The sequence below is a fragment of the Vibrio mediterranei genome (assembly GCF_013364395.1).
Taxonomy (GTDB): domain Bacteria; phylum Pseudomonadota; class Gammaproteobacteria; order Enterobacterales; family Vibrionaceae; genus Vibrio; species Vibrio mediterranei.
Map to the genome: position 1 here is coordinate 55330 of NZ_JABXGK010000007.1, position 20097 is coordinate 75426.

The 20097-nt window shown below is 47.6% G+C and carries 22 protein-coding genes; 7 read left to right on the forward strand and 15 right to left on the reverse strand.

Translation table 11 applies throughout. The features are described from left to right. Position 1: 1 nt before the first annotated feature. The 7 genes from flgG to HOP38_RS16785 are packed head-to-tail and all read left to right on the forward strand — an operon-like array spanning position 2 to position 6541. Positions 2 to 787: a flagellar basal-body rod protein FlgG gene (gene flgG / locus HOP38_RS16755; RefSeq protein ID WP_006072118.1), complete on the forward strand. Its 786-nt coding sequence runs from the start codon at positions 2 to 4 to the stop codon at positions 785 to 787. A 40-nt stretch (positions 788 to 827) separates the two neighbouring features. After that, complete coding sequence (gene flgH, locus HOP38_RS16760) at positions 828 to 1502, forward strand: flagellar basal body L-ring protein FlgH (protein ID WP_006072121.1); 675 nt, start codon at positions 828 to 830, stop codon at positions 1500 to 1502. Continuing rightward, entirely contained in the window at positions 1502 to 2623 is a 1122-nt protein-coding gene (locus HOP38_RS16765) for a flagellar basal body P-ring protein FlgI (RefSeq protein WP_006072123.1), read from the forward strand. The genes flgH and HOP38_RS16765 overlap by 1 nt, the downstream gene beginning before the upstream one ends. A gap of 9 nt (positions 2624 to 2632) precedes the next feature. After that, a complete protein-coding gene (locus HOP38_RS16770) occupies positions 2633 to 3187 on the forward strand; it encodes a rod-binding protein (RefSeq protein ID WP_198558536.1) in 555 nt (184 codons plus the stop codon). A gap of 2 nt (positions 3188 to 3189) precedes the next feature. Further along, positions 3190 to 4563 (forward strand): flagellar hook-associated protein FlgK, encoded by a 1374-nt coding sequence (gene flgK / locus HOP38_RS16775; RefSeq protein WP_198558537.1) that lies wholly within the window; start codon positions 3190 to 3192, stop codon positions 4561 to 4563. Positions 4564 to 4572: 9 nt separating this feature from the next. After that, on the forward strand, positions 4573 to 5472 hold the full coding sequence (gene flgL / locus HOP38_RS16780) for a flagellar hook-associated protein FlgL (protein ID WP_006072129.1): 900 nt from the start codon (positions 4573 to 4575) through the stop codon (positions 5470 to 5472). A 31-nt stretch (positions 5473 to 5503) separates the two neighbouring features. Next, the gene (locus HOP38_RS16785) at positions 5504 to 6541 is read left to right on the forward strand and encodes a flagellin (RefSeq protein ID WP_198558538.1); all 1038 of its coding nucleotides are present in this window, start codon (positions 5504 to 5506) and stop codon (positions 6539 to 6541) included. A 296-nt stretch (positions 6542 to 6837) separates the two neighbouring features. Here the strand turns inward: HOP38_RS16785 and HOP38_RS16790 are convergent, their stop codons facing one another. The 15 genes from HOP38_RS16790 to fliQ all read right to left on the reverse strand — a co-directional run bounded on the left by HOP38_RS16790 (position 6838) and on the right by fliQ (position 20094). Next, positions 6838 to 7131 carry a hypothetical protein gene (locus HOP38_RS16790; RefSeq protein WP_006072133.1) on the reverse strand — a complete coding sequence of 98 codons (294 nt, stop codon included), beginning with the start codon at positions 7129 to 7131 and terminating at the stop codon, positions 6838 to 6840. Between the two features lie 90 nt (positions 7132 to 7221). Further along, entirely contained in the window at positions 7222 to 8211 is a 990-nt protein-coding gene (locus HOP38_RS16795; protein ID WP_006072134.1) for a flagellar motor protein MotB, read from the reverse strand. Beyond that, positions 8211 to 9068, reverse strand: a complete 858-nt coding sequence (gene motA, locus HOP38_RS16800; protein ID WP_006072135.1) for a flagellar motor stator protein MotA — start codon at positions 9066 to 9068, stop codon at positions 8211 to 8213. The genes HOP38_RS16795 and motA overlap by 1 nt, the downstream gene beginning before the upstream one ends. Before the next feature lie 9 nt (positions 9069 to 9077). Continuing rightward, positions 9078 to 9806, reverse strand: coding sequence for a FliA/WhiG family RNA polymerase sigma factor (locus HOP38_RS16805; RefSeq protein WP_006072137.1), 729 nt, complete (start codon positions 9804 to 9806; stop codon positions 9078 to 9080). A 9-nt stretch (positions 9807 to 9815) separates the two neighbouring features. Further along, positions 9816 to 10304: a flagellar basal body-associated FliL family protein gene (locus HOP38_RS16810; RefSeq protein WP_031493313.1), complete on the reverse strand. Its 489-nt coding sequence runs from the start codon at positions 10302 to 10304 to the stop codon at positions 9816 to 9818. Between the two features lie 34 nt (positions 10305 to 10338). Next, positions 10339 to 11388: a flagellar hook-length control protein FliK gene (locus HOP38_RS16815; protein ID WP_242456552.1), complete on the reverse strand. Its 1050-nt coding sequence runs from the start codon at positions 11386 to 11388 to the stop codon at positions 10339 to 10341. A gap of 4 nt (positions 11389 to 11392) precedes the next feature. Beyond that, positions 11393 to 11704, reverse strand: coding sequence for a hypothetical protein (locus HOP38_RS16820; RefSeq protein ID WP_006072143.1), 312 nt, complete (start codon positions 11702 to 11704; stop codon positions 11393 to 11395). Then, complete coding sequence (gene fliS / locus HOP38_RS16825; protein ID WP_006072145.1) at positions 11688 to 12074, reverse strand: flagellar export chaperone FliS; 387 nt, start codon at positions 12072 to 12074, stop codon at positions 11688 to 11690. Before fliS ends, HOP38_RS16820 begins: the two co-directional genes overlap by 17 nt. 18 nt (positions 12075 to 12092) lie before the next feature. Beyond that, complete coding sequence (fliD, locus tag HOP38_RS16830) at positions 12093 to 13430, reverse strand: flagellar filament capping protein FliD (RefSeq protein WP_198558539.1); 1338 nt, start codon at positions 13428 to 13430, stop codon at positions 12093 to 12095. 457 nt (positions 13431 to 13887) lie between these two features. Beyond that, positions 13888 to 14754, reverse strand: a complete 867-nt coding sequence (gene lafA / locus HOP38_RS16835; protein WP_006072148.1) for a lateral flagellin LafA — start codon at positions 14752 to 14754, stop codon at positions 13888 to 13890. A gap of 238 nt (positions 14755 to 14992) precedes the next feature. Beyond that, positions 14993 to 15805 (reverse strand): EAL domain-containing protein, encoded by an 813-nt coding sequence (locus HOP38_RS16840; protein WP_006072151.1) that lies wholly within the window; start codon positions 15803 to 15805, stop codon positions 14993 to 14995. Continuing rightward, positions 15798 to 17891, reverse strand: a complete 2094-nt coding sequence (flhA, locus tag HOP38_RS16845; protein WP_198558540.1) for a flagellar biosynthesis protein FlhA — start codon at positions 17889 to 17891, stop codon at positions 15798 to 15800. The genes HOP38_RS16840 and flhA overlap by 8 nt, the downstream gene beginning before the upstream one ends. Positions 17892 to 17924: 33 nt before the next feature. Further along, positions 17925 to 19052, reverse strand: coding sequence for a flagellar biosynthesis protein FlhB (gene flhB / locus HOP38_RS16850; protein ID WP_198558541.1), 1128 nt, complete (start codon positions 19050 to 19052; stop codon positions 17925 to 17927). After that, on the reverse strand, positions 19049 to 19825 hold the full coding sequence (gene fliR, locus HOP38_RS16855; protein WP_006072156.1) for a flagellar biosynthetic protein FliR: 777 nt from the start codon (positions 19823 to 19825) through the stop codon (positions 19049 to 19051). The genes flhB and fliR overlap by 4 nt, the downstream gene beginning before the upstream one ends. Next, the gene (gene fliQ / locus HOP38_RS16860) at positions 19825 to 20094 is read right to left on the reverse strand and encodes a flagellar biosynthesis protein FliQ (RefSeq protein ID WP_006072158.1); all 270 of its coding nucleotides are present in this window, start codon (positions 20092 to 20094) and stop codon (positions 19825 to 19827) included. Before fliQ ends, fliR begins: the two co-directional genes overlap by 1 nt. Between the last annotated feature and the right edge of the window lie 3 nt (positions 20095 to 20097).

The following is a 20097-nucleotide window of genomic DNA, read 5'->3' on the forward strand; positions in this document are numbered from 1 at the left end:
CATGCATTCAGCATTATGGGTCAGTAAAACAGGGATGGCCGCCCAAGATACAAAAATGACGGCGATTTCCAATAACCTTGCCAACGTTAATACCGTAGGCTTCAAACGCGATCGAGTGGTGTTTGAAGACTTATTTTATAGCATTCAGCGCCAGCCAGGCGCGCAAGTCGACCAAGTGAACCAACTACCGACTGGGGTTCAGTTAGGTAGTGGTGTGCGTGTGGTGGGCACTCAAAAAGTCTTTACTCAAGGCAGCGCGCAAAACACAGGGCAAGACCTAGACCTAGCTGTGATGGGACAAGGCTTTTTCCAGATTGAAAACTCTGATGGCCAGATCATGTATACCCGAAATGGTCAGTTCCATGTCAATTCAGAAGGTCTGATGGTAAACAGCCAAGGTTTGCCATTGGAGCCTCAAATTCAGATTCCCGATAACGCTTTGACACTCTCTGTTGGGGTTGATGGCACGGTGACGGCGACCACGGCAGACGGTCCTGCGCCACAGGATCTAGGACAAATCACCCTAGCGAAATTTGTTAACCCAGCAGGTCTAGAAGCCATTGGCGGCAACTTGTTTAAAGAGACCGAAGCCAGCGGGCAAGCAGAAGAGCTGATTGCCGGTGAAGAAGGGGCGGGCAGTATCAAGCAAGGCGCATTAGAAGGCTCAAACGTGCAAGTAGTGGAAGAGATGGTCGATATGATCACCACCCAACGCGCTTATGAAATGAACGCCAAGGTGGTCTCGGCTGCCGATGACATGCTGAAGTTCGTCGCACAAGCGGTGTAGGTTAGTAAAGTTGGGAATTAACGGAAAAGGGATAAGTGGTATGAAATGGCTTTCTCGCTGGGGAGTGGTAATTGGGCTACTCGTGCTTACTGGCTGTGCAGCTCGACCAGAGTTTGTACCACCAGAGCCGGATGAACAAAAGTATGCACCGCCTGAGCTCAATTACGCGCTGCCACAAGCAACGGGAGGAAGCCTCTATCGCCATCAATATAACTTAACCTTATTCCAAGACCGTCGAGCGTACCGAGTGGGTGATGTACTGACGATTTTGCTGGTGGAAGAAACGCAATCGAGCAAGAAAGCGGATACCAAATTCGGCAAGACGTCTAAAGTGGATTTTGGTGCGGCAACCGTTGGTGGAAACACCTTTGACGAGACGGCGGTGGGTCTTAATGGCAGCCGAGCTTTTGATGGCAGTGCCGCTAGCTCCCAAGGTAATAAGTTAGAAGGCGCTATTACGGTCACGGTACATGAAGTGATGCCCAATGGCGTACTTAAAATTAGCGGTGAGAAATGGATTCGTCTTAACCAAGGCGATGAATTTATTCGCGTCACGGGCATTATTCGTGCCGACGATGTGGACCGTTACAACCAAGTGTTTTCTCATCGCATAGGGGATGCGCGCATCACCTACTCTGGACGTGGTGCTTTAGCTGACAGCAACTCTGCTGGTTGGCTCACTCAGTTCTTTACCAGCCCATGGATGCCGTTCTAATGACTCAACAACGCTATTTCTTTACTTCAATTCTACTGGCATTTGCTCTCGGTATGATGTCATCAGCCAGAGCCGAGGTAGAAATCCCAATTATGGATCTGGTGGACGTACAGGGTGTGCGCACTAACCAGCTTGTTGGTTATGGTTTGGTTGTGGGTCTTGACGGCCAAGGGGACCGAAACCAAGTGAAGTTTACCGCTCAGTCTATCACCAATATGCTGCGCCAATTTGGGGTACAAATCGGTGATGATGCGAATCCAAAATTGCGTAACGTCGCCTCGGTGAGTGTCACTGCTTCGGTGGACCCGATGGCAGGCCCTGGGCAAATGTTGGATATAGTGGTCTCGTCAATTGGTGATGCCAAAAGTTTACGTGGAGGCACGTTACTCTTAACGCCATTGCGAGGTGTGGATGGTGAAGTCTACGCAGTTGCTCAGGGTAATGTGGTGGTTGGAGGTGTGTCTGCTGAAGGACGCAGCGGTTCTAAAATCGCGGTAAATACGCCCACCGCAGGACGAGTGCCTAATGGCGCAACCTTAGAACGTGAGATCCCGTCGGACTTTAACTCTCGTTCTCAAATCACGTTGAATCTACGTAAAGCCAGCTTCACCACGGCAAAGAATATCGCTCGTGAAATCAATGGTACGTTTGGTCCAGATGTGGCCATTGCTATCAACAAAGTGCGCGTCGATATGCGCGCGCCAAAAGATACTCAGCAGCGTGTGACCATGATGTCGATGCTAGAAGAAATGAGTGTTGTAGAGGGACGCAAACCTGCTCGAATCGTCTTTAACTCGCGTACCGGCACGGTTGTCGTAGGACAAAACGTAAAAGTGACAGAAGCAGCGGTAAGCCATGGCAACCTAACGGTATCGATTACTGAGTCTCAACAAGTGAGCCAACCGAATGCTTTCGCTGACGGTGACACGGTTGTGGTCGATCAATCGAAAATTGATATCAGTGAAGACCAAGCGCAAATGGTGATCTGGCCTGAAGGGACAGAGCTCAACACCATTGTGAATGCCGTCAACAGCTTAGGGGCAACCCCAACCGATTTGATGTCCATTCTACAGGCCTTGCATGAAGCGGGTGCGCTCAATGCTGAGTTGGTAGTGATCTAGGAGAGTGTGATGAAAATAGATGCGATGAATGACAGCACGAGAATTAATAGCATGCTCTATCACGATAATGCCGCTCTGACCAACATTAAACACAGTGCCGATGAGCAAAGTGCACTAAAAGAAGTCGCAGGGCAGTTCGAAGCCATGTTCTTGCAAATGGTACTGCGCCAAATGCGCAGCAGTAGTGACGTACTGGCAGATGAAGACAGCCCTTTCTCGTCGCAGCAACATGGCGTGTTTCGAGATATGCATGATGGACAATTGGCTATCGAACTTGCCAAAAAGCAGAATTCTGGCATTGCCGATATGCTGGTGAAACAGCTAAGCCCTACTCAAGCGTCAGCCTCGAACCTCGAGGTGCAGTTCGACCCTAGCTTAACACGCACCCTAGGGTCGGCTAACGATATGGAAGCAAGTTCACAGGTTAGCACAACAGCTTCGCTTCACAGTGACGATGTGATTAATGGCATCGATCATTCCGTCGCCTTCACTATTCAGTCCCCAAGCGAGGCGGCCACGACCATGGCGTTTTCTCAGCCTCTTATTAGAACAACGGAGCTCTAGTTATGAACCTCGTCAATATTGCGCTTTCAGGCATGAATGCCAACCGAGTGGCATTGGATGTGACCGCTCAAAACGTCGCCAATATTAATACGCCGGGATACAGCCGTCAGCAAGCGGTGATGGCGTCGTTGGCTGGGGGGAAATACGATAAAACTAACCCCGGAATGGGGGTGGAAGTGACCAGTATTCGCCGAGTGACCGATCAATATTTGGTGAAGCAAACTTGGTCAACGGCCAGTGCCGCTAACTACGCATCGGGTTATACCAGCGCCATGAGTCAGTTGGAAAACATGTTAGGGGCTGATGGCTTTAGCTTATCGGCGGGCTTAGATTCTCTATTTGCAGCACTGAACGATGCAACGACAAAGCCTGAATCAACCCCACTGCGGCAACAGGTGATTAATGAGTCGGAGGCCTTAGCTCGCCGCTTCAATACTTTGACCGAATCGCTGCATAATCAACATAAAGATGTACACGACCAGCGTAACGCCGCCATTTCTCATGCAAATAGCTTGATGTCCAATATCGCGGAAGTGAATAAGCAAATTGTTGAAATGCAAGGCACGGGTGGTAACCCTGCGCAGTTGATGGACACGCGTGATGCGCTTGTGGGAGAACTTTCCAAAGTGATGGAAGTGAAGACCACCGATCAAGCGGATGGCAGTATTCAAGTTTCATTAGCTTCAGGGCAGCCTTTAGTAATGGGCAGCGATGCCAGTGTGATTAAAGCGATTCCAGACCCAAGCGATCCATATCTTGCCGACATCCATATTGAGTTTGGCAATCAAACCTTTGCGGCTAAAGGTGACCTTGGCGGTAAGTTGGGCTCACTTCATGACTATCAAGTGGATGTACTCAAACCCTATCAAGTTGCCATTGATGATATGGCGCGTAGCTTGGCGGATGAAGTGAATGCGGTCTTGGCAGCAGGACAGGATCTTAATGGCAATGCGGGTAAAGCCTTATTTAGCTACGACCCAGCTAACCCCGCTGCCAGCTTAACTATCACGGATATTAAGTCGGATGAGTTAGCATTTTCGAGCGATGGTAACCCAGGTAACAGTGATAACCTCAAGGACTTGATTGCCATCAGCAACAAACCAGTGACCATTACTGGCTTTGGTTCCCTGTCGCTGAATGACGCGTTTACTGCGATGGTCGGAGAAACGGCAATCAAAGCCCGCCAAGCGGATTCAGATTACCAAGCGAAACAGTCAATGTTTGAACAGTCGGTGGCAGCGCGCGATAACGTCAGTGCCGTTAATAGTGATGAAGAAGCGGCGAACCTAATGACCTTTGCCAATGCGCACAATGCCAATATGAAGGTGATCAGTACGGCTAACCAGCTGTTTGATTCCGTTTTGCAGTTATTTTAAGGAGTTAGTATGAGAATCAGTGATACTCAATTTAGCCAGATGATGCTGCAAAGCTTGCAGACCAATAATGCTGGGCTTGGCAAAGTGCTACAACAAATGGCGACCGGTGATCGGCTAACTAAATTGTCTGATGACCCAATGGCCTCGATTCAGTTGTTGAACCTCGACCGTGAAGGCAGCGCAATTAATCAATATCAACGCAATATTGCTAATGTGAAAACCACGCTATCAAGCCAAGAGGTTTATCTTGATTCGGTCAATGAGAGTTTAAAAAGTATGCGTGAATTGGTGCTGTGGGGTTCTAATGGCACGCTAACGGACGAAGACCGCGACGGCATGATCACCGAGCTGGAAAGTCTACGTGATTCCATTGAGTCTTCGTTTAATGCTCAGGATGAAGAAGGCCACTATTTGTTCTCAGGCACCAAAACTGATACGCCAGCACTGTCAAACTCTGGGGCAGGTTATGTCGTGGATGGTAACAGCGATAAGCGAGTGGTGACGGTTGCAAAAGGCGTCACCATGGAGTCGAACATGACGGCCAAGGATATTCTTGAGCTTGGCGGAGGAAACAACGTACTTAATCAAATCGATGCGTTGATTGTCGAATTTAAGAACCCGAGTCCAAATTTCCAAGCTGAAGTTGATGCTAGCCTGAACGCCATAGATGATACCTTGGGTAACGTGCTTGGGGCGATGACAGAGATCGGTGGTCGCCACAATAACCTTGATTTGATGGATGGCGCACACGGTGAAAACAAGCTATTCGTTGATAAAGTGACCAGTGATATTTCTGCGTTGGATTATGGTGAAGCATCCGTTCGTCTCAGCAACTACATGGCAGCATTACAAGCAACTCAAGCCAGCTATGTAAAAATTAACGATCTCTCGCTTTTCGACCGTATTTAGGTCTAAGAATTAGTTAACAAGGAAAGGTGTTATGGCAGTAAGTACGGTTGAAGTTAGACCGCATAGTATCAAGCTAACAGGGCAAGAAGCGGCCAGTATCGCGCCCTCACAAGCGTCCACTGATACCAGTACCTCACTGTCAAAGCGCCTGCTAAGACCTCAAGCTGACATTACGTCAGCTTATTCACTTTCAGGCGTGTTGCTTACACAAGGTCAGCAACACGCTACTTCAGTGCAGATTGCCACTAAGGCACTGCAAGGTGTCGGTAAAGAGCTCACCCAAGTTAAACGCCAACTGACCCAAGCGCTTTCGCATGGTGTTAACAGTAACATGCCTGATTCGTTGGCACGCTCTAAAGCCACGATTGAAGCGACATTGAATCAAGCGAGGTTTGATGGCAAGCGAGTGGTGGATAATGAGCTTAACCTTAAGCTCGATACCGCCGATGTGCGCCGTTTTTCTATTCCAGGACTTAACGTCCATCGTATGAGCGAAAGAGCCGAGCAAATTCGACTGGATTTCCCAAGTGGCGGTTCGGTTGTGTTGCAGTTTGATGGCCAATCTGATGGTGTTCGAACGGTGAAACAGCTCGATCGCAGCTTAATACCTATGGGTATGCGAGCCTCTTTATCGCAGGATGGCAGCATTTTGTTTGATGTCCATGAATCTGCTTATGCGGCCATGCAGCAACAAGTGCTGGTCACTGGGCAAGGACACCGTTTCCCTGCCGGACAAGCGAACGCATTCAATATTCAAGCTGAGCCTGATGGCATGGCGGAGTTAAAATTCGACTTAGCGTCTCGAGATGGAATCAAACAGTCCATTGCTAAGGTCAATCAACATCTACAGCAAGCACAAATAAGCTTAAACGAAGCCAGACAATTTCAATCTCAATTGAATACCCAAATGACGCGCATTCAAAGCCAGTCTAATGTGCCATCTTCAGAACAAGTTTCCCAAAAGCTCAATGACTTCACTCAGCTCTCTCAAGACTTCACCACTACATTTAAAGCCCTCAACGCACAAGCGAATGTTCGTCGTCATACTGTAGTTGCCTTGCTTAAATAATCCCTTCGAAAAACCTCGGAAACAAATCATTCTCCTCTCGGATGTGAGGATTTGCAGCTGCCCGTGAAAAGAAAAATTGTCACGGCAGCATCCTGTCTCCTGCAATCTCAAATAGACCGTCATCTTCGTGACAACGAAGAATTTCTAATTCGCGTAGATGACTGAAAATTAGAGCGTAAGTCATGTTATTTAGGTTTGAGATGCACTGTATGAGATTCCCTTTTTCAAGGGAATGATGAACGTTTTTTTGGGGGGGATGACACCTGAGGTAAATGACTTATTAAATAGGGTTTAAGTCACACCAAAAAGAAAAAATACAAAAAGCAGATAAACGCTAACAGCGTCGCTGAAAGAGTGGGGTAGATGATGTAGGCGTCGCGCTTATTGGTTCGGCGGAAGCAGAGGAAAGTCAGTAGGCCGTTATAGACTACGAGCAGCAAGCTGATCCCCGTTCCTCCTTTTAAAGACAGCGTGGATAACTGACTTAAAAACAGAGCAAGCAACGCGTAATCAATAATGATCAGCCACAAAAATGCTTTTTGAAGCGGGTCAGATTTGCTGTCTGCAATGTGAGGATGAGTTTGACGCATAACACGCTCTACTTCGATGAAATCAATAAGAAATTATTAGCATATTTAGGTGTTCTACCTAAGCATAGAACACCTGATTAAGCACGCAAGCTAAAGTGCTTGTGGCTCAACGGAAGAGGTGCCTTCCGACTCAAAGCGAATGGTATCGGTTCGGAACACAGGTTGATTAAACTGAGCCTTCTCACGTGCCTTTTCGACCTCGTTAGTCGGCTGTTCGCCAAATAAGGTGCTGATCACTTCGGCAGCTGGAGTGGTCAAGATAAACAGTTCAATACGGCGGTTCTCACTCGATTTAGGATCCTGTTGATTGAGCAGCGCTCGGTCAGACATTCCGGTGACTTGTAGCACTCTTTGCTCAGGCATACCGCCAGCGACCAAGGTTTGTCGGGCGCTATTGGCTCGAGACGAGGACAGTTCCCAGTTAGAGGAGCTACTAAACGCTTTACGGTATTGAGTTGCGTCGGTGTGTCCACTGATGATCATCGGGTTTTCAACGCGTTGGAATACCGGTGCTAATGCCAATAACAGGTCTTCAAAGAAAGGAGTAAGCGTTGAACCACCTCGTCGGAACATGTTTTGTTTGTAGTCATCTTGCAGCACGATTCTTAAGCCTTGTGGGGTGACCGTGACGTCAACGTTCCCATCAGCATTAATCTGGCGCATCATTTCATTGACCACTTTCGCCAAGGCTTCTAAGCGCTCTTGGGTATCAAAGGTGCCGTTTATCAGCGAGTCAGACTCTGGTCCATCGCGATCACCCTGGAAAAAAGAGGTCACGGTATGCACTGAGTCATGACGGCTGGTCACCGATGAGTCGGAGGCAAGATCAATAGGGGAGATACTTTGTGAAGTATCGAAAAGGCTGCCAGTGCTCTTATCAAAAACACTGGCCATTTGTAGGTGGGCGACAATCGCTTTGCGCTCTTCTTTGTCGACCACTTGCATTACCCATAACACGAGGAACAGAGCCATTAACGCGATCATAAAGTCGGCTAAGGCGACTTTCCAAGCACCGCCATGGTACTCATGGTCATGGCGGCGTCCTGAACGCTTAAAGACGACTTGCTCTTGTTTTTGCATTATCCCTCCTGTTCAGCTAGCCACCTCTCCATTTGATTAAAGGTTGGTTTGATGTCGAGCTGAATGTGTTTGCGGCCAGCATCAATCGCGAGCAATGTCGGCTTCTTCGCTACATAGGCGACCAGTGTCGCGCGGATGCAATCGAAGGCTGACATATCACGCTTAACGCGTTGAGCCATGGCATTACTGGCTGGGTCTAAACAGCAGTAACAACCAAAAATACCTAAAAATGTACCTACTAGAGCGGCGGCGACGTGATAGCCAATCAAGGCAATGGAACCATCAATAGCTTGCATGGTGATGATGATCCCGCCAACGGCCGCCAATATCCCAAAACCGGGTAGAGCTTCTGCCGTACGTTGCATCGAGCGAGATGGAAGCAGCAGGTCTGATTCAATCGCTTCAATCTCTTGCTCTAGTAGTCCCTCTAATTCATGAGGCGACATTTGTCCCATTGCCATTAAACGCAAATTGTCGGTAATGAAAGAAACAAGACGATAATCACGGCTAACCAGTGGGTAACGGTTGAAAATCGGGCTTTGTTCAGGGTTCTCGATATGTTTATCGAGTGCTTTGAAGCCACCACTGCGAACGGTTTCTAACAAGACTTGTAGTAATGCCATTAATTCCATGTAGAACGCTTGCTCGTCCTTGTGAGGTGACATAATAGAGCGAAGCTGGCTGCGCATTTCTTTCAAGACTTGCGGAGGGTTACCTATGATCAATGAACCGACTGTGGCACCTATGATGATCAGAAATTCGGCTGGCTGCCAAATGGCCATCATGCTTCCCCCGGCCCAAACGTAACCGCCGAAGACACACATCAGAATAATGATCGCGCCCATAAACTTTTGCATATGTGACTCCTAAGAAGATAGTAATTGGTTGAGTTGTTTTAGCGCTTGTTTGTGGAGCTGACAGATCCGTGGTGGTGTCAGTTCGAGTACCAAGGCAATTTCATGTAGGTTGAGTTCGTGCTGATAAAACAGTGTCATCAGCAGTTGTTCTCGTTTTGGCAATTTTGCGAGAGCGACCTCTAGACTGCGGCGAATATGTTCATGGCTCATGCCTTCATAAGCACTATCTACCTGACCTTCCAGCCCTTTTTCTATCAACTGATCGAGACTTTGCATCTCGCCAGCCATTGAGGCGCTGAGCCGAGTGTGATAATCCGCTTGATCGGTGCCGAGGGCTTTAATGATCTCTTGCTCCGTCGGCATTCGTTTCAGTGCTTTGGTGAGATCGCGGGTGATATCGTTGAGCTCATGCGCTTGCTGGCGTGTTTTACGTGAACGCCAATCAAGTCGGCGTAGCTCATCCAAAATAGAGCCTCGAATACGACACACAGCAAATGCAGGGAAGTTGGGGTCATCGATATTGCCATAGCGACGCCCTGCTTCCAGTAACCCTATCAATCCTATTTGCTGCATGTCTTCGATGCTGCAATGGGTCGTAGCATGGTTACGCAGTTGATTGACCACTCGTTTCACCAAAATCTGGTGTTGGCTCAGAAGACGATTTTCATCAATGGGTGTCGTTGGCGAATTCACTTCGTCGGCGACACCATAACTGTCCGTGTAATTCATATCCAACATAAGCGGCCTCTACTGCACGACGTACTTGGTAAGCAGTACATCGTCGATATCGCGTATCACCTCAGTTTTAGCAAATGCCATCATCACAGTGTTTTTTACTTCGTCCTGTAGCGATGCAAGGGCTTGTTCGCCATGAAGGTCTTCATAAGTTTTTTGGCTGAACAAGTTGAGCATGGCATTGCGGACAATGGGCATGTAGTCATTGATATTCTGCAGTCGATCTGGGCGGCGAGTTTCTACCGCTAGCTCGATCATTACAAAGTGAGTTTGCTTCTTGCCTCTGACACTCAGTACTACCTTGTCCAATGATTGAAAGCTTGGGCCTTGGCTATTTTGGTTGTCTTGGGTCAAAAACGACAGTGGAGTGTCTTCAATCATGCTGCGGTCATCGCCCGCTTGCTTTAAATACCAGGCTGCACCAAACACAGTAGCAGCAGAGACCAAGGCACTGGTCACTATCATGGCGATGAACATGGCGAAGAGTTGCGGTTTAGTCATAATTTATTTCCTATGAGGTACTTAGTGCATAGCACTAGGCTTGCGTACTGAGCCAGTGTTCAGCAGTGGTAAAGGTGGATTGAAATGAAGAGTCATCATCAAAGCGACGAGAGGCGAGAACCGTCGACTCTTCCTCCTGACTATGCTGCGGTGATTCGTGTTGGCCTTCTCCAGTACCGACCTGAACGTCAACATGCATAAAGTTCTGATTTTGCAGTTCAAATCGAAGACGTTCTGAGACCTGCATTAATGCCTCGCGTGTAGCAGCGGCATTGGCATTGATTTGCACACTTAAGCGATCGCCTTCAACACGAACCATAAGATCCAATTTGCCAAGATCAGGCGGATCTAATCTGATCCGAGCCTCTTGCAAGTTTTGTTGAGCTTGTAGAGTGACTCGGTCGTTGAGCACTTGCAGCATTTGCTCCCCCCATTTACCTGCTTGAGTGTCCACTCGAACCGGTGCCCATTCTGTTGTGGAAGGTGTGGTGGATACTGGCGCAGGAGTAGTCTGGTGACCTTGAGTTTGTTGGGCTGTCACTGGCTGGCTACTTAAGTTTGTTAGTGAGTTAGCTATCTCTGCATTAATGGGGCGAGAGATGGTGTTGTCTGGAGCTGCTTGTGTCACCAGCAGAGCCGAGTTGACCGAGCTACGTGGTGAGTTTTCTTTACCTATCGCTATTGATGGGTGAGCGACATGTGCCTCAACTTGAGGTGCCGCGGAATGGCGTGTATTGGCATTGACCACAAACTGACTAAGTAGCTCGGAAGCTTGTTGCTGCAGTGAGGTTGCAGGTGTTTGGCTTGTTGCAACGGCAGAACCTTGAGGCAACTCTGGCTCGGTAATCAGTGTCGCTAGTGTAGCGTGCACAGCACTTTCGTCAGCGTTATCTGCCTCGTTGGTTAACAAAGGGTCATCAACCACGGATTGATCGTGTTGTTTTGGCGCTTTAACGAGCTGGCCAAAAGGGACAGCAGCGTCCTTAGGTGATGAGGTACTTGCTGCATTAATGCTCTGGTTTGATGAACCATCACTAACACGCGCCGAACTGTCACCACTTTGAATATTGGTCATGGTTAGCATGGGGTTACTCCAATGTCATCGCAAGTTGATAAGCCACCGTTCGCTCTTTTTCCTCGCTCACACTGTGGAGGCGTTTTTTGAGTTCACTGGTTGCAACGGACAACGCTTCGTACGCCGCTAAATGAGTCTGTCTAGCATGGCGAATTTCGGGCGCTAACCTAGGGTCCTTTAAGTAAGGTCTATGGGTGTCCAAAAGCTCACGAAGCTGTACGTCGTAGCGTTTTAGTGCGTGCCAATCTTCCGTTTTTGTCGCGATTTCAATAAGTTTACTGAGGTGTCGGAATCGCTCAGGGGACACCTTATGCTTGATTGCCAAAATTCAACCATCCTTCTCTGATATTGCCCATCACACGCTCTACACTGGCGAGTTTTTCCACGTCATTGTGAATACTGGCTTGATAGAGTTCGATTTGGCAGAAGTCATAAAGTTGGTGCAAGTTCTCGGCGATTTCGCCACCATTTTCATCATCAAGTGCGCTATCGAGGCCGACAAGAATGTTCATACACTTGCTGATACCATCACCTTTTTCAGCTAAGCGCCCTGCGCCTATATGACCGCGCACACGTTCAATTTCATTAAGTAAACCGTCGATCAGCATCACCACTAGTTGATGTGGGTTTGCGGCTGCTGCTTGGGCATCTAAATCGACCTGCTGATATGAGTCGTAGCCTGAATCCATTAGCATAATTTTGTACTCCTAGCCCTAACCAAACATGCTCATGGTTTGGTTCATTTGTGTCATTAAGGTGTTCATTTGAGTGAATTGTTTGAGGTAGCGGCTGTACGCCATGTCGTACTTGCGCTCTAACGTTGCTTGTTTGTCGTCAATGCGCGAAATGTTCTGTTGTAAGGAGTCTTTACGGGTTTTGAAAAGACCGGTGGTCGACTTCAAAAATGGGTCAACCATGGTGTCGATGGAATCCAGAAGATTACCGTCGCCGTTAAACATGGCTTCTAGCGCGGCACTGTTATTTTTTTGCGCCTCTTCGAACTTGGTAGTATCCAGTGTCATCTTGCCGCTGCGATCAATCTCAATACCCACTTCACTTAGGCGCATTCCGTTGTATTCACCACGAATAATGCTGGTAAGTTGGCTTTCAATAGAGCGAAGTGTTGGGTCACTCGCTAACACGCCACGTGCTTTATCCTCCCCGCCGATACCAGTGTATTCATCCATGGTAGACATCAGAGTGTTGTAAGCGTCAATGAAGGCGTTAACTTGTTCTTTTGTCGCTTCATCATCGGCACCAATAGTCAGCGTCAGCGGTTGCTCTTCTGAGACCTGCGCCTTACTGACCGTCAGGTCAACACCATCAATAACGCCAGTAAAGGTATTGCTACTGTTGGTCAGTTTTAGGCCGCTACCCTCAGCGCCTAGCCAAATGACGGCATCTTGCGGTGTACTGATATTGCTGGTGTTAGTAAAGGCATCTTCAAACCAGGATGCTCCAGTGCCTGAAGCTGACACGTTTACAGTATTGGCAACACCCGTTTCAGTACTCGACAGCATGAAGTGTGTCTGGCCATTGGAACGAACCAGAGTGGCATTGACGCCTGGGTTATCAGGGTCGTTATTAATAGCTGAAACCAAATCGGCCATAGTTGCTTTGCCATCGCCGTCGGTATCAACTGTTGATAGATCGAGTGATAGGGTTTTACCGTCAACCGTTAAATCGAGCGTGCCTGTTGTTGGAATCTCAGTGTTGGCATCTAGGTCGGCTGGCATACCCGTTGAGAGTTGGTGTGCGGTGGCAACTTGTTCCACAAACACTTGATAGCTGCCCGCCATGGCACTGGCATTGGCCGTCGCAGAAAGGAAACCCTCTTGTGAAACCGTTGCCGTATTCTTAATGATGTTCGAGCTGCTGCTGTTCATGTTGGTTACGGCAGTTCGGAACTCACGCAATGCCGATTCCACTTTACCTAGCGCAGTAATTTGAGCCTGATACTTATCCGCTTGCATTTGGTAGCGCTGCTGAAATGGCTGCACATCATAAGTGGCAAGGTTGGTCGCCATAGTGATTGGGTCAAACGAACTCATTGGAGTGCTCCTTAGTTTTGCTGCTCGCCGTGCAATAGGGATGGACAGCACAGTATTCTTAGTGGGTTAAATCAAGATGTATGCCATGATTTAAAACATTAAAATTCAATTGGTTAGGATAGTTTTCTCTCGTGGGCGGAAGCGGGGTTTCCATTGTGCTAGTTCCGCTTTTCCACCAGTAAACTGCCTATTACTCAGAGGGTTAAGGCGACTTGACGGTGAGAGGTATTAATCGTTGGTGATAAGATAAGTGGCAATATGAGATCTGGGTTCAGAGTTAGTTTTGTTTTCATCTCTTCACATCCCATCAAGCACCACCTAGTAATGAAAAAACCTCCCGAAGGAGGTTAAAAGGACGGATGAATAGTTAACGAAGGAAAATTCATCATATCCAAAAATAACCGATGCGGTTGGCTGGTAGCGATCACCGCACCAATTATTAAGGATGCTTGCTTTATTAACGAAGTAGTGACATCGCCATACCAGGTAGCTGGTTAGTTTGCGACAGAACTGTTGTACCCGCTTGCATTAGCATTTGGTTCTTCGTCATGTTTGAAGACTCAACAGCGAAGTCAGCGTCAGTGATACGACCTTTCGCAGCAGATGTGTTCTCAACCATGTTGCCAAGGTTAACGATAGTGTGCTCTAGACGGTTGATGTTCGCACCAAAGCTTGAACGTGTAGTACCGATATCAGCAAGAAGACCTGTGTCACCTGTTGCACCTGTTAGAGTAGTAAGTGCTGTCTGAGCACCAGCTTCTGTCGAGATATCACCTAGAGCAAAGCCACCAGCTGCACCGATTGCTGTGTTTAGAGCTGTGATGTCTGTAGATACGTCAACTGCTAGTTGCTCACCAGCATTAGTACCGATTTGTAGGTTAACTGCACCCGCAGCGAAACCAGTCGTGTTAAACAGCTTTTGACCACCGAAGTTAGTTGAATCCATGATGTTCACTAGCTCTTCGTTAAGCTGTTGGAATTCTTTGTTCAGTGCAGTTTTGTCAGCAGTAGAAGCAGAACCGTTTGATGCTTGAGTTGCTAGGTCGTTCATGCGGTAAACGATGTTTGTCATCTCGTCCATCGCACCTTCAGCAGTTTGCATCATTGAGATACCGTCTTGTGCATTACGCATTGCAACGTTCATACCGCGAGTTTGAGATTCTAAACGAGTAGAGATTTGAAGACCTGCTGCATCATCTGCTGCAGAGTTAATGCGGTAACCTGTGCTCAAACGCTCCATTGCTGTGTTTAGCAGACCGTTTGTGTTGTTCAGAGTGTTTTGTGTAACTAGCGAAGCGTAGTTAGTGTGCATCGATAAAGCCATTGTCATTCTCCTTGAATCTATATCAATGTGGGACATTCGCCCCGCTCACTAACAAGAGGCGGTCGGTTAATTTCTAGGATTAATTGGAAAATGAAAAAAACTTGGAAATTATTGATTTTGGATGGGAAAGTGTGAGGTTTATTCCGAAAAATAGCGATTTTGTTAGGGAGGTTGGCCTCTCTTTTCTGCTAGAAAGAGTGAAAGGAGAGGCGCCGATGTGGTTTAAATAAGCGCTTGGTTAGTACTCATCATTACCGGCATCACCGAATGACTTAAATGACATTGAGGTCGGAATATCACTGAAGTAGCCAAAGTAATGACTGGCACCAAGGCGCTTAAATTGGGTGAGTTCATCTTGATTACTGATTCGTCCTGCCACCCAAGCTAACTTATGATTACGACAGAATTTCACCAAAGGTAATAACCGTGTTCGGTCTTGTTTGTTTTCTAACGTTGCTGCTACTTTGAGCGCATCGGGCTCGAAGGGTAGTAACTGTTCGAACATACCTTGGCTCGGGTCAACGTCGAACCATAATGCGAAAGCTTGCTCTTTGAGGGTTTCGGTTAATGCATTAACCCGCTCATGCAAAGGGGTGGTCTCACCCAGTTGCAGTGAAGGGATAATATGGTAGAACGCGCCTGCGTGGTATCGAATCACTTGTTTGAGAAAGTGCTCACCCGATTCCCACAGCAGGGCATCACTACTAATAGGCACGACGACATTACTGGTGAGATCTGGGTGAAAGGTCTCTATTTGGAACTTGGTTTGGCGCAAGGCGAGATACAAACTGTACAAATCGAGACAAAAGCGCATCGTATCAGAAAGGTCAAACTGGTAGACGCTTTGCTCACTTTGGCTGCCGAATCGCAGCGTTAAATGCTGAAACTCGACTTCCCCGTTTTTGGTGTCGCGAATGGCCTGACAGGCATGGCGAATGTCATTTTGTTCAAAAGCGTCAAAAATAATCTGGTCGTCTTCCGTAACGACATGCTGCTCCACTAGCTGATGTAGGTAGCGATACAGCGCTTGGTTTGAAGTTAGGTTATCCAAGGTTTCCTACCACGTTTATCTGTTTGTTTTCTGGGATTTCGTTATAAGACAGTACCGCCAATCCTTGCGAGAAGGTGCGGGCATATCGAGCGATCAAAGGTCTTAGCTGGGGCATGACCAATAAGATGGGCGCAAGCCCTTGTTGCTTAAGCTGCTGTTTTATCAGCGGTAAGTTTTGCTGGAATTGACTTAGGATATTGGGCTCAATTGGGAAGCTATCTAACATGACGCTGCCATTGGCTTGAGCTTGTTGTAGTGACGTCATCAACATCTGTTCGAGCTCATCAGAAAGTGCGTACACGCTTAGCTCTTTACGTTGCCCAGCCACAAGGTTAACTAAAGTGCGGCGCAGTGCACAACGCACGTCGGCAGCAATAAGAATAGGGTCCTTAGTATTTTCTGCTGATTCCAGCATGGTATTGGCAATGGTGCGAATGTCCTTAAGAGGAACCTGATCGAGCAGTAGTTGCCTGTACACCTTTAACTGTTGTGCTGGGTTTAAAGCTGCACCGAGCGCTTCGGAGAGTTTAGGTGCTTGTTGGGTTAAGCGCAGATTCATTGCATCCACGTCATCATGAGTAAATAACTCCGCTAGATGCGACTTCATCACCTTACTAATGTGTGTAGCGATAACGGTGCCATCATCGACGACTTGATAGCCCATATTAAGCGCTTTAGCTTTGTCTTTATGTTCGATCCAAACAGCCGGCAGATGATAAGCAGGGTCACTGCCTAAGATGCCATCCACTTCGCCATACGTTTCACCAACAGCGATAGCCATCAGACGATCGGGTTCGATAAAGCCTTCTTCGATGATTTCACCGTTAAGTGATAAGGTGTACTGGTTAGGTTTAAGACTCAGGTTGTCTCGAATACTCACCTCTGGAACTAAGAAGCCCACTTGTTCGGAAAGATTTTTACGTACCCCTCGAATACGCTGTGTCAGCGGCGCACCTTGCTCTTTATTCACTAGGTGAACCAATCGATAACCCAAAGCTAGCGATAAGCTGTGTACATGTGGGATATCATCCCAAGATAGTGGTTGCTCATTGTCTGCTTGCATGGCAGCAGAAATCGCTTCAACTTCATCAAGTTGCGGGTCGCTAACAGGAGCTTTGGATTGACGCCAGCCTGCAAACGCTAATACACCAGAAAACGTGAAGAAGGCGAGATGTGGCATGCCTGGTACTAGACCAATAATCAGCATAATGGCGGCAACCGTGTATAAGGTTGCTGGCGTCGCCAATAACTGCTTATGCATGGTATCGGTCATATCGTTATCGCTGTCATTGATGCGAGTAACAATGATGGCCGCTGCCGTTGCCAGTAACAGTGATGGAATCTGTGCCACTAAGCCATCACCGATGGTCAGTAGTGCATAGGTCTTGAAAGCTTCAGAAGCGGGTAAGCCGTGTTCAAACACACCGATACTGATACCGCCGATAATGTTGATAAACAGAATCATTAAGCCTGCGATAGCATCGCCACGCACAAACTTAGAGGCACCATCCATCGAACCGTGGAAATCAGCTTCGTTGGCGACTTCTTTACGTCTTTGTCTTGCCGCTTCTTGATCAATCAGTCCTGCGTTTAAGTCTGCATCGATCGCCATCTGTTTGCCAGGGAGCGCATCAAGGGTAAAACGAGCCGAAACTTCAGAAATACGTTCACCACCTTTGGTGATCACCACAAAGTTAATGATCATCAAGATGACGAAGACCACCATACCTACGACGTAGTTACCACCAATCACGACTTCACCGAAGGCTTGGATAACTTTACCAGCCGCGTCTCCACCATTATGGCCTTCGAGTAGAACAATACGAGTCGAGGCCACGTTCAAGGTGAGTCGCATTAGGGTTGCGATAAGCAAAATGGTTGGGAAGATGGAAAAGTCGAGCGGTCTTTTGGCGGTGGTACTGACCAGTAACACCAAAATAGCCAGAACAATATTGAACGTGAACAACGCATCGAGTAGCAAAGGTGGCAATGGTAAAATCACCATCGCCAAAATCATCAGCAACACAATAGGGATGCCAATATAGCCTTTTCCTGAGCGTCTAAATTGTTTAAGACGATTCAACATGAGAGTTCCTTTGTTACTTGTTCTAGTTATCCGTTAGTGTTGCAAATGTTTAGGTATTGAGAACACGGGAAGTGGTAGCGGTTTGTCTCCCGAGCCTTGGCGAAACGCCTTTAATTGCATCACGTAAGTTAAAATATGTGCCACGGCGATGTAGAGCTGGCTTGGGATCGCTTGCTCTATGGCGGTGGTGTAGTAGATAGAGCGCGTTAATGGCGGCGAGTGTAATATTTCTACCTGATTTTCGCGGGCAATACGTTGAATGTGCATCGCCGTCTCATCGATACCTTTCGCCACCACAAATGGCGCATCTGACAAAGAGGTGTCGTATTTTAGAGCCACGGCGTAGTGCGTTGGGTTAGTGATTACCACATCAGCCTTGGGGACGGCTTTGTCGATTTTTCGGCGTGCAAACTGCTGTTGAATCTGACGAATACGCTGTTTTACTTCCGGACGCCCTTCATTATTTTTGTACTCTTCTTTCAGCTCTTGCTTGGTCATTTTAAGCTGCTTGAGATGCTCCCAACGTTGGTAAGGAATATCAATCACGCCAAAGATAAGCAGAGCCACACCCATCAGTAATAGACCTTCAAACAAAATCGTCATCACCATAGTGATGCCCTGAGATAGGGTGAGCTTTTGCATATCAAGTAGTTGAGAAAAGTTGCTATCCAAATAGGTATACAGTAAGGCAAAAATCACCGTGACCTTGAGTGACGACTTCAGCAGCTCAACCAATGAACGTGTTGAAAACATACGTCCAACACCGGAAATGGGGTTGAGCTTACTCAACTTGGGTTGGATATTTGCTGGGCGAAACATCCAACCGCCAAGTATCATGCTACTGCCGATAGCGGCAATGACGATTACCATAAACATGGGCAGCAGTAATTCGATGATGATGCCAAGGCTTTGACCCAGTTGCTCAATCATTTGTTTAGGGTTTTCTAGGTCCTGACGTGTTAGTGCCATATTGAAGCGAAATACACCAGAAATGTGCTCCCAAATACGACCGATTTGGCTATAAAAATAGATGGCAACAATCAAAAACAGCACCGCAGTAGTGAACTCTTTGGCACGAGGAATTTGACCTTCCTGCCTCGCCTTTTTGATCTTCTGGGGTGAGGCTTTTTCGGTTTTATCTTGGCTGGACTGCTCGCTCATGCGCCCCCTACCATAAACAGGTTAAGTTGACTCAATGTTTCGTGTACCAGCGCGGTATAGCGACTAGGGATGCCACTAACTGTTAGCAAGATGCTAAACAAACCAAGCAACATGGTCATTGGGAAGCCAAGGGCGTAAACGTTTAGGCTGGGTGCCGCTCGGTTCATGACACCAAAACTGATGTTCGCCAATAGCATGGAGACGATGGCTGGCAACGCCAAAGCTAAGGCTGAAGCAAACATCCAACCAAACAAAGAAACGATATTGTCTAAAGAGGCGATGGTGATGCCAGAGCCGACCGGCCATACCACAAAGCTCTGCACCAAAATATCAATGACCAGAAGATGCCCTTCGAGTGCAAGGAATAATAACGTACACAGCAGCAAGAAAATTCGTCCCAAAATGGCAACGGAGAGTCCATTGACCGGGTCGTTCATGATCGCCATACCAAGCCCCATTTGTAGCGAGACGATTTGCCCTAGCATGGTGAAGATGGTGAAAAAAAGGTGCAGTATGAGTCCGAAAAAAAGTCCCCACATAGCCTGTTCAAAGGCCAAAAACAGAGAGGTCATCGACAGCAAATCAACGGCAGGCATTGCAGGCATAAGCGGTGCCGTGATCACTACTATCGATAAAGCAAGTAGGGCTCTGACCCATACTGGAATTAACGCATCACCGAAAAATGGCATGGCCAGAAAGGCAGCCCCAATCCTGAAAAAGGGCCACCATAACTGACCTAACCATTGAGATATTTCGGCGAACGTAATCTGCATTAACCAATCATCCCTGGAATGTTATGGAACAAGAAGTCGAATAGCTCCATGATTTTGCGTAGCATCCAATGCCCGGCAAAAATGACCATCAACAGGGTGGCCAATAATTTAGGTAAAAAGCTAAGTGTTTGTTCTTGGATTTGAGTTGCAGCTTGAAAAACCGCGATAACCAAACCCACAAGCAGTCCTGGCACTACCAGTACCATGACGATACTGATGATGAGCCAGACGGCGTTTGAAAACAGAGTAACGGTCAGTTCTGGAGTCATGAT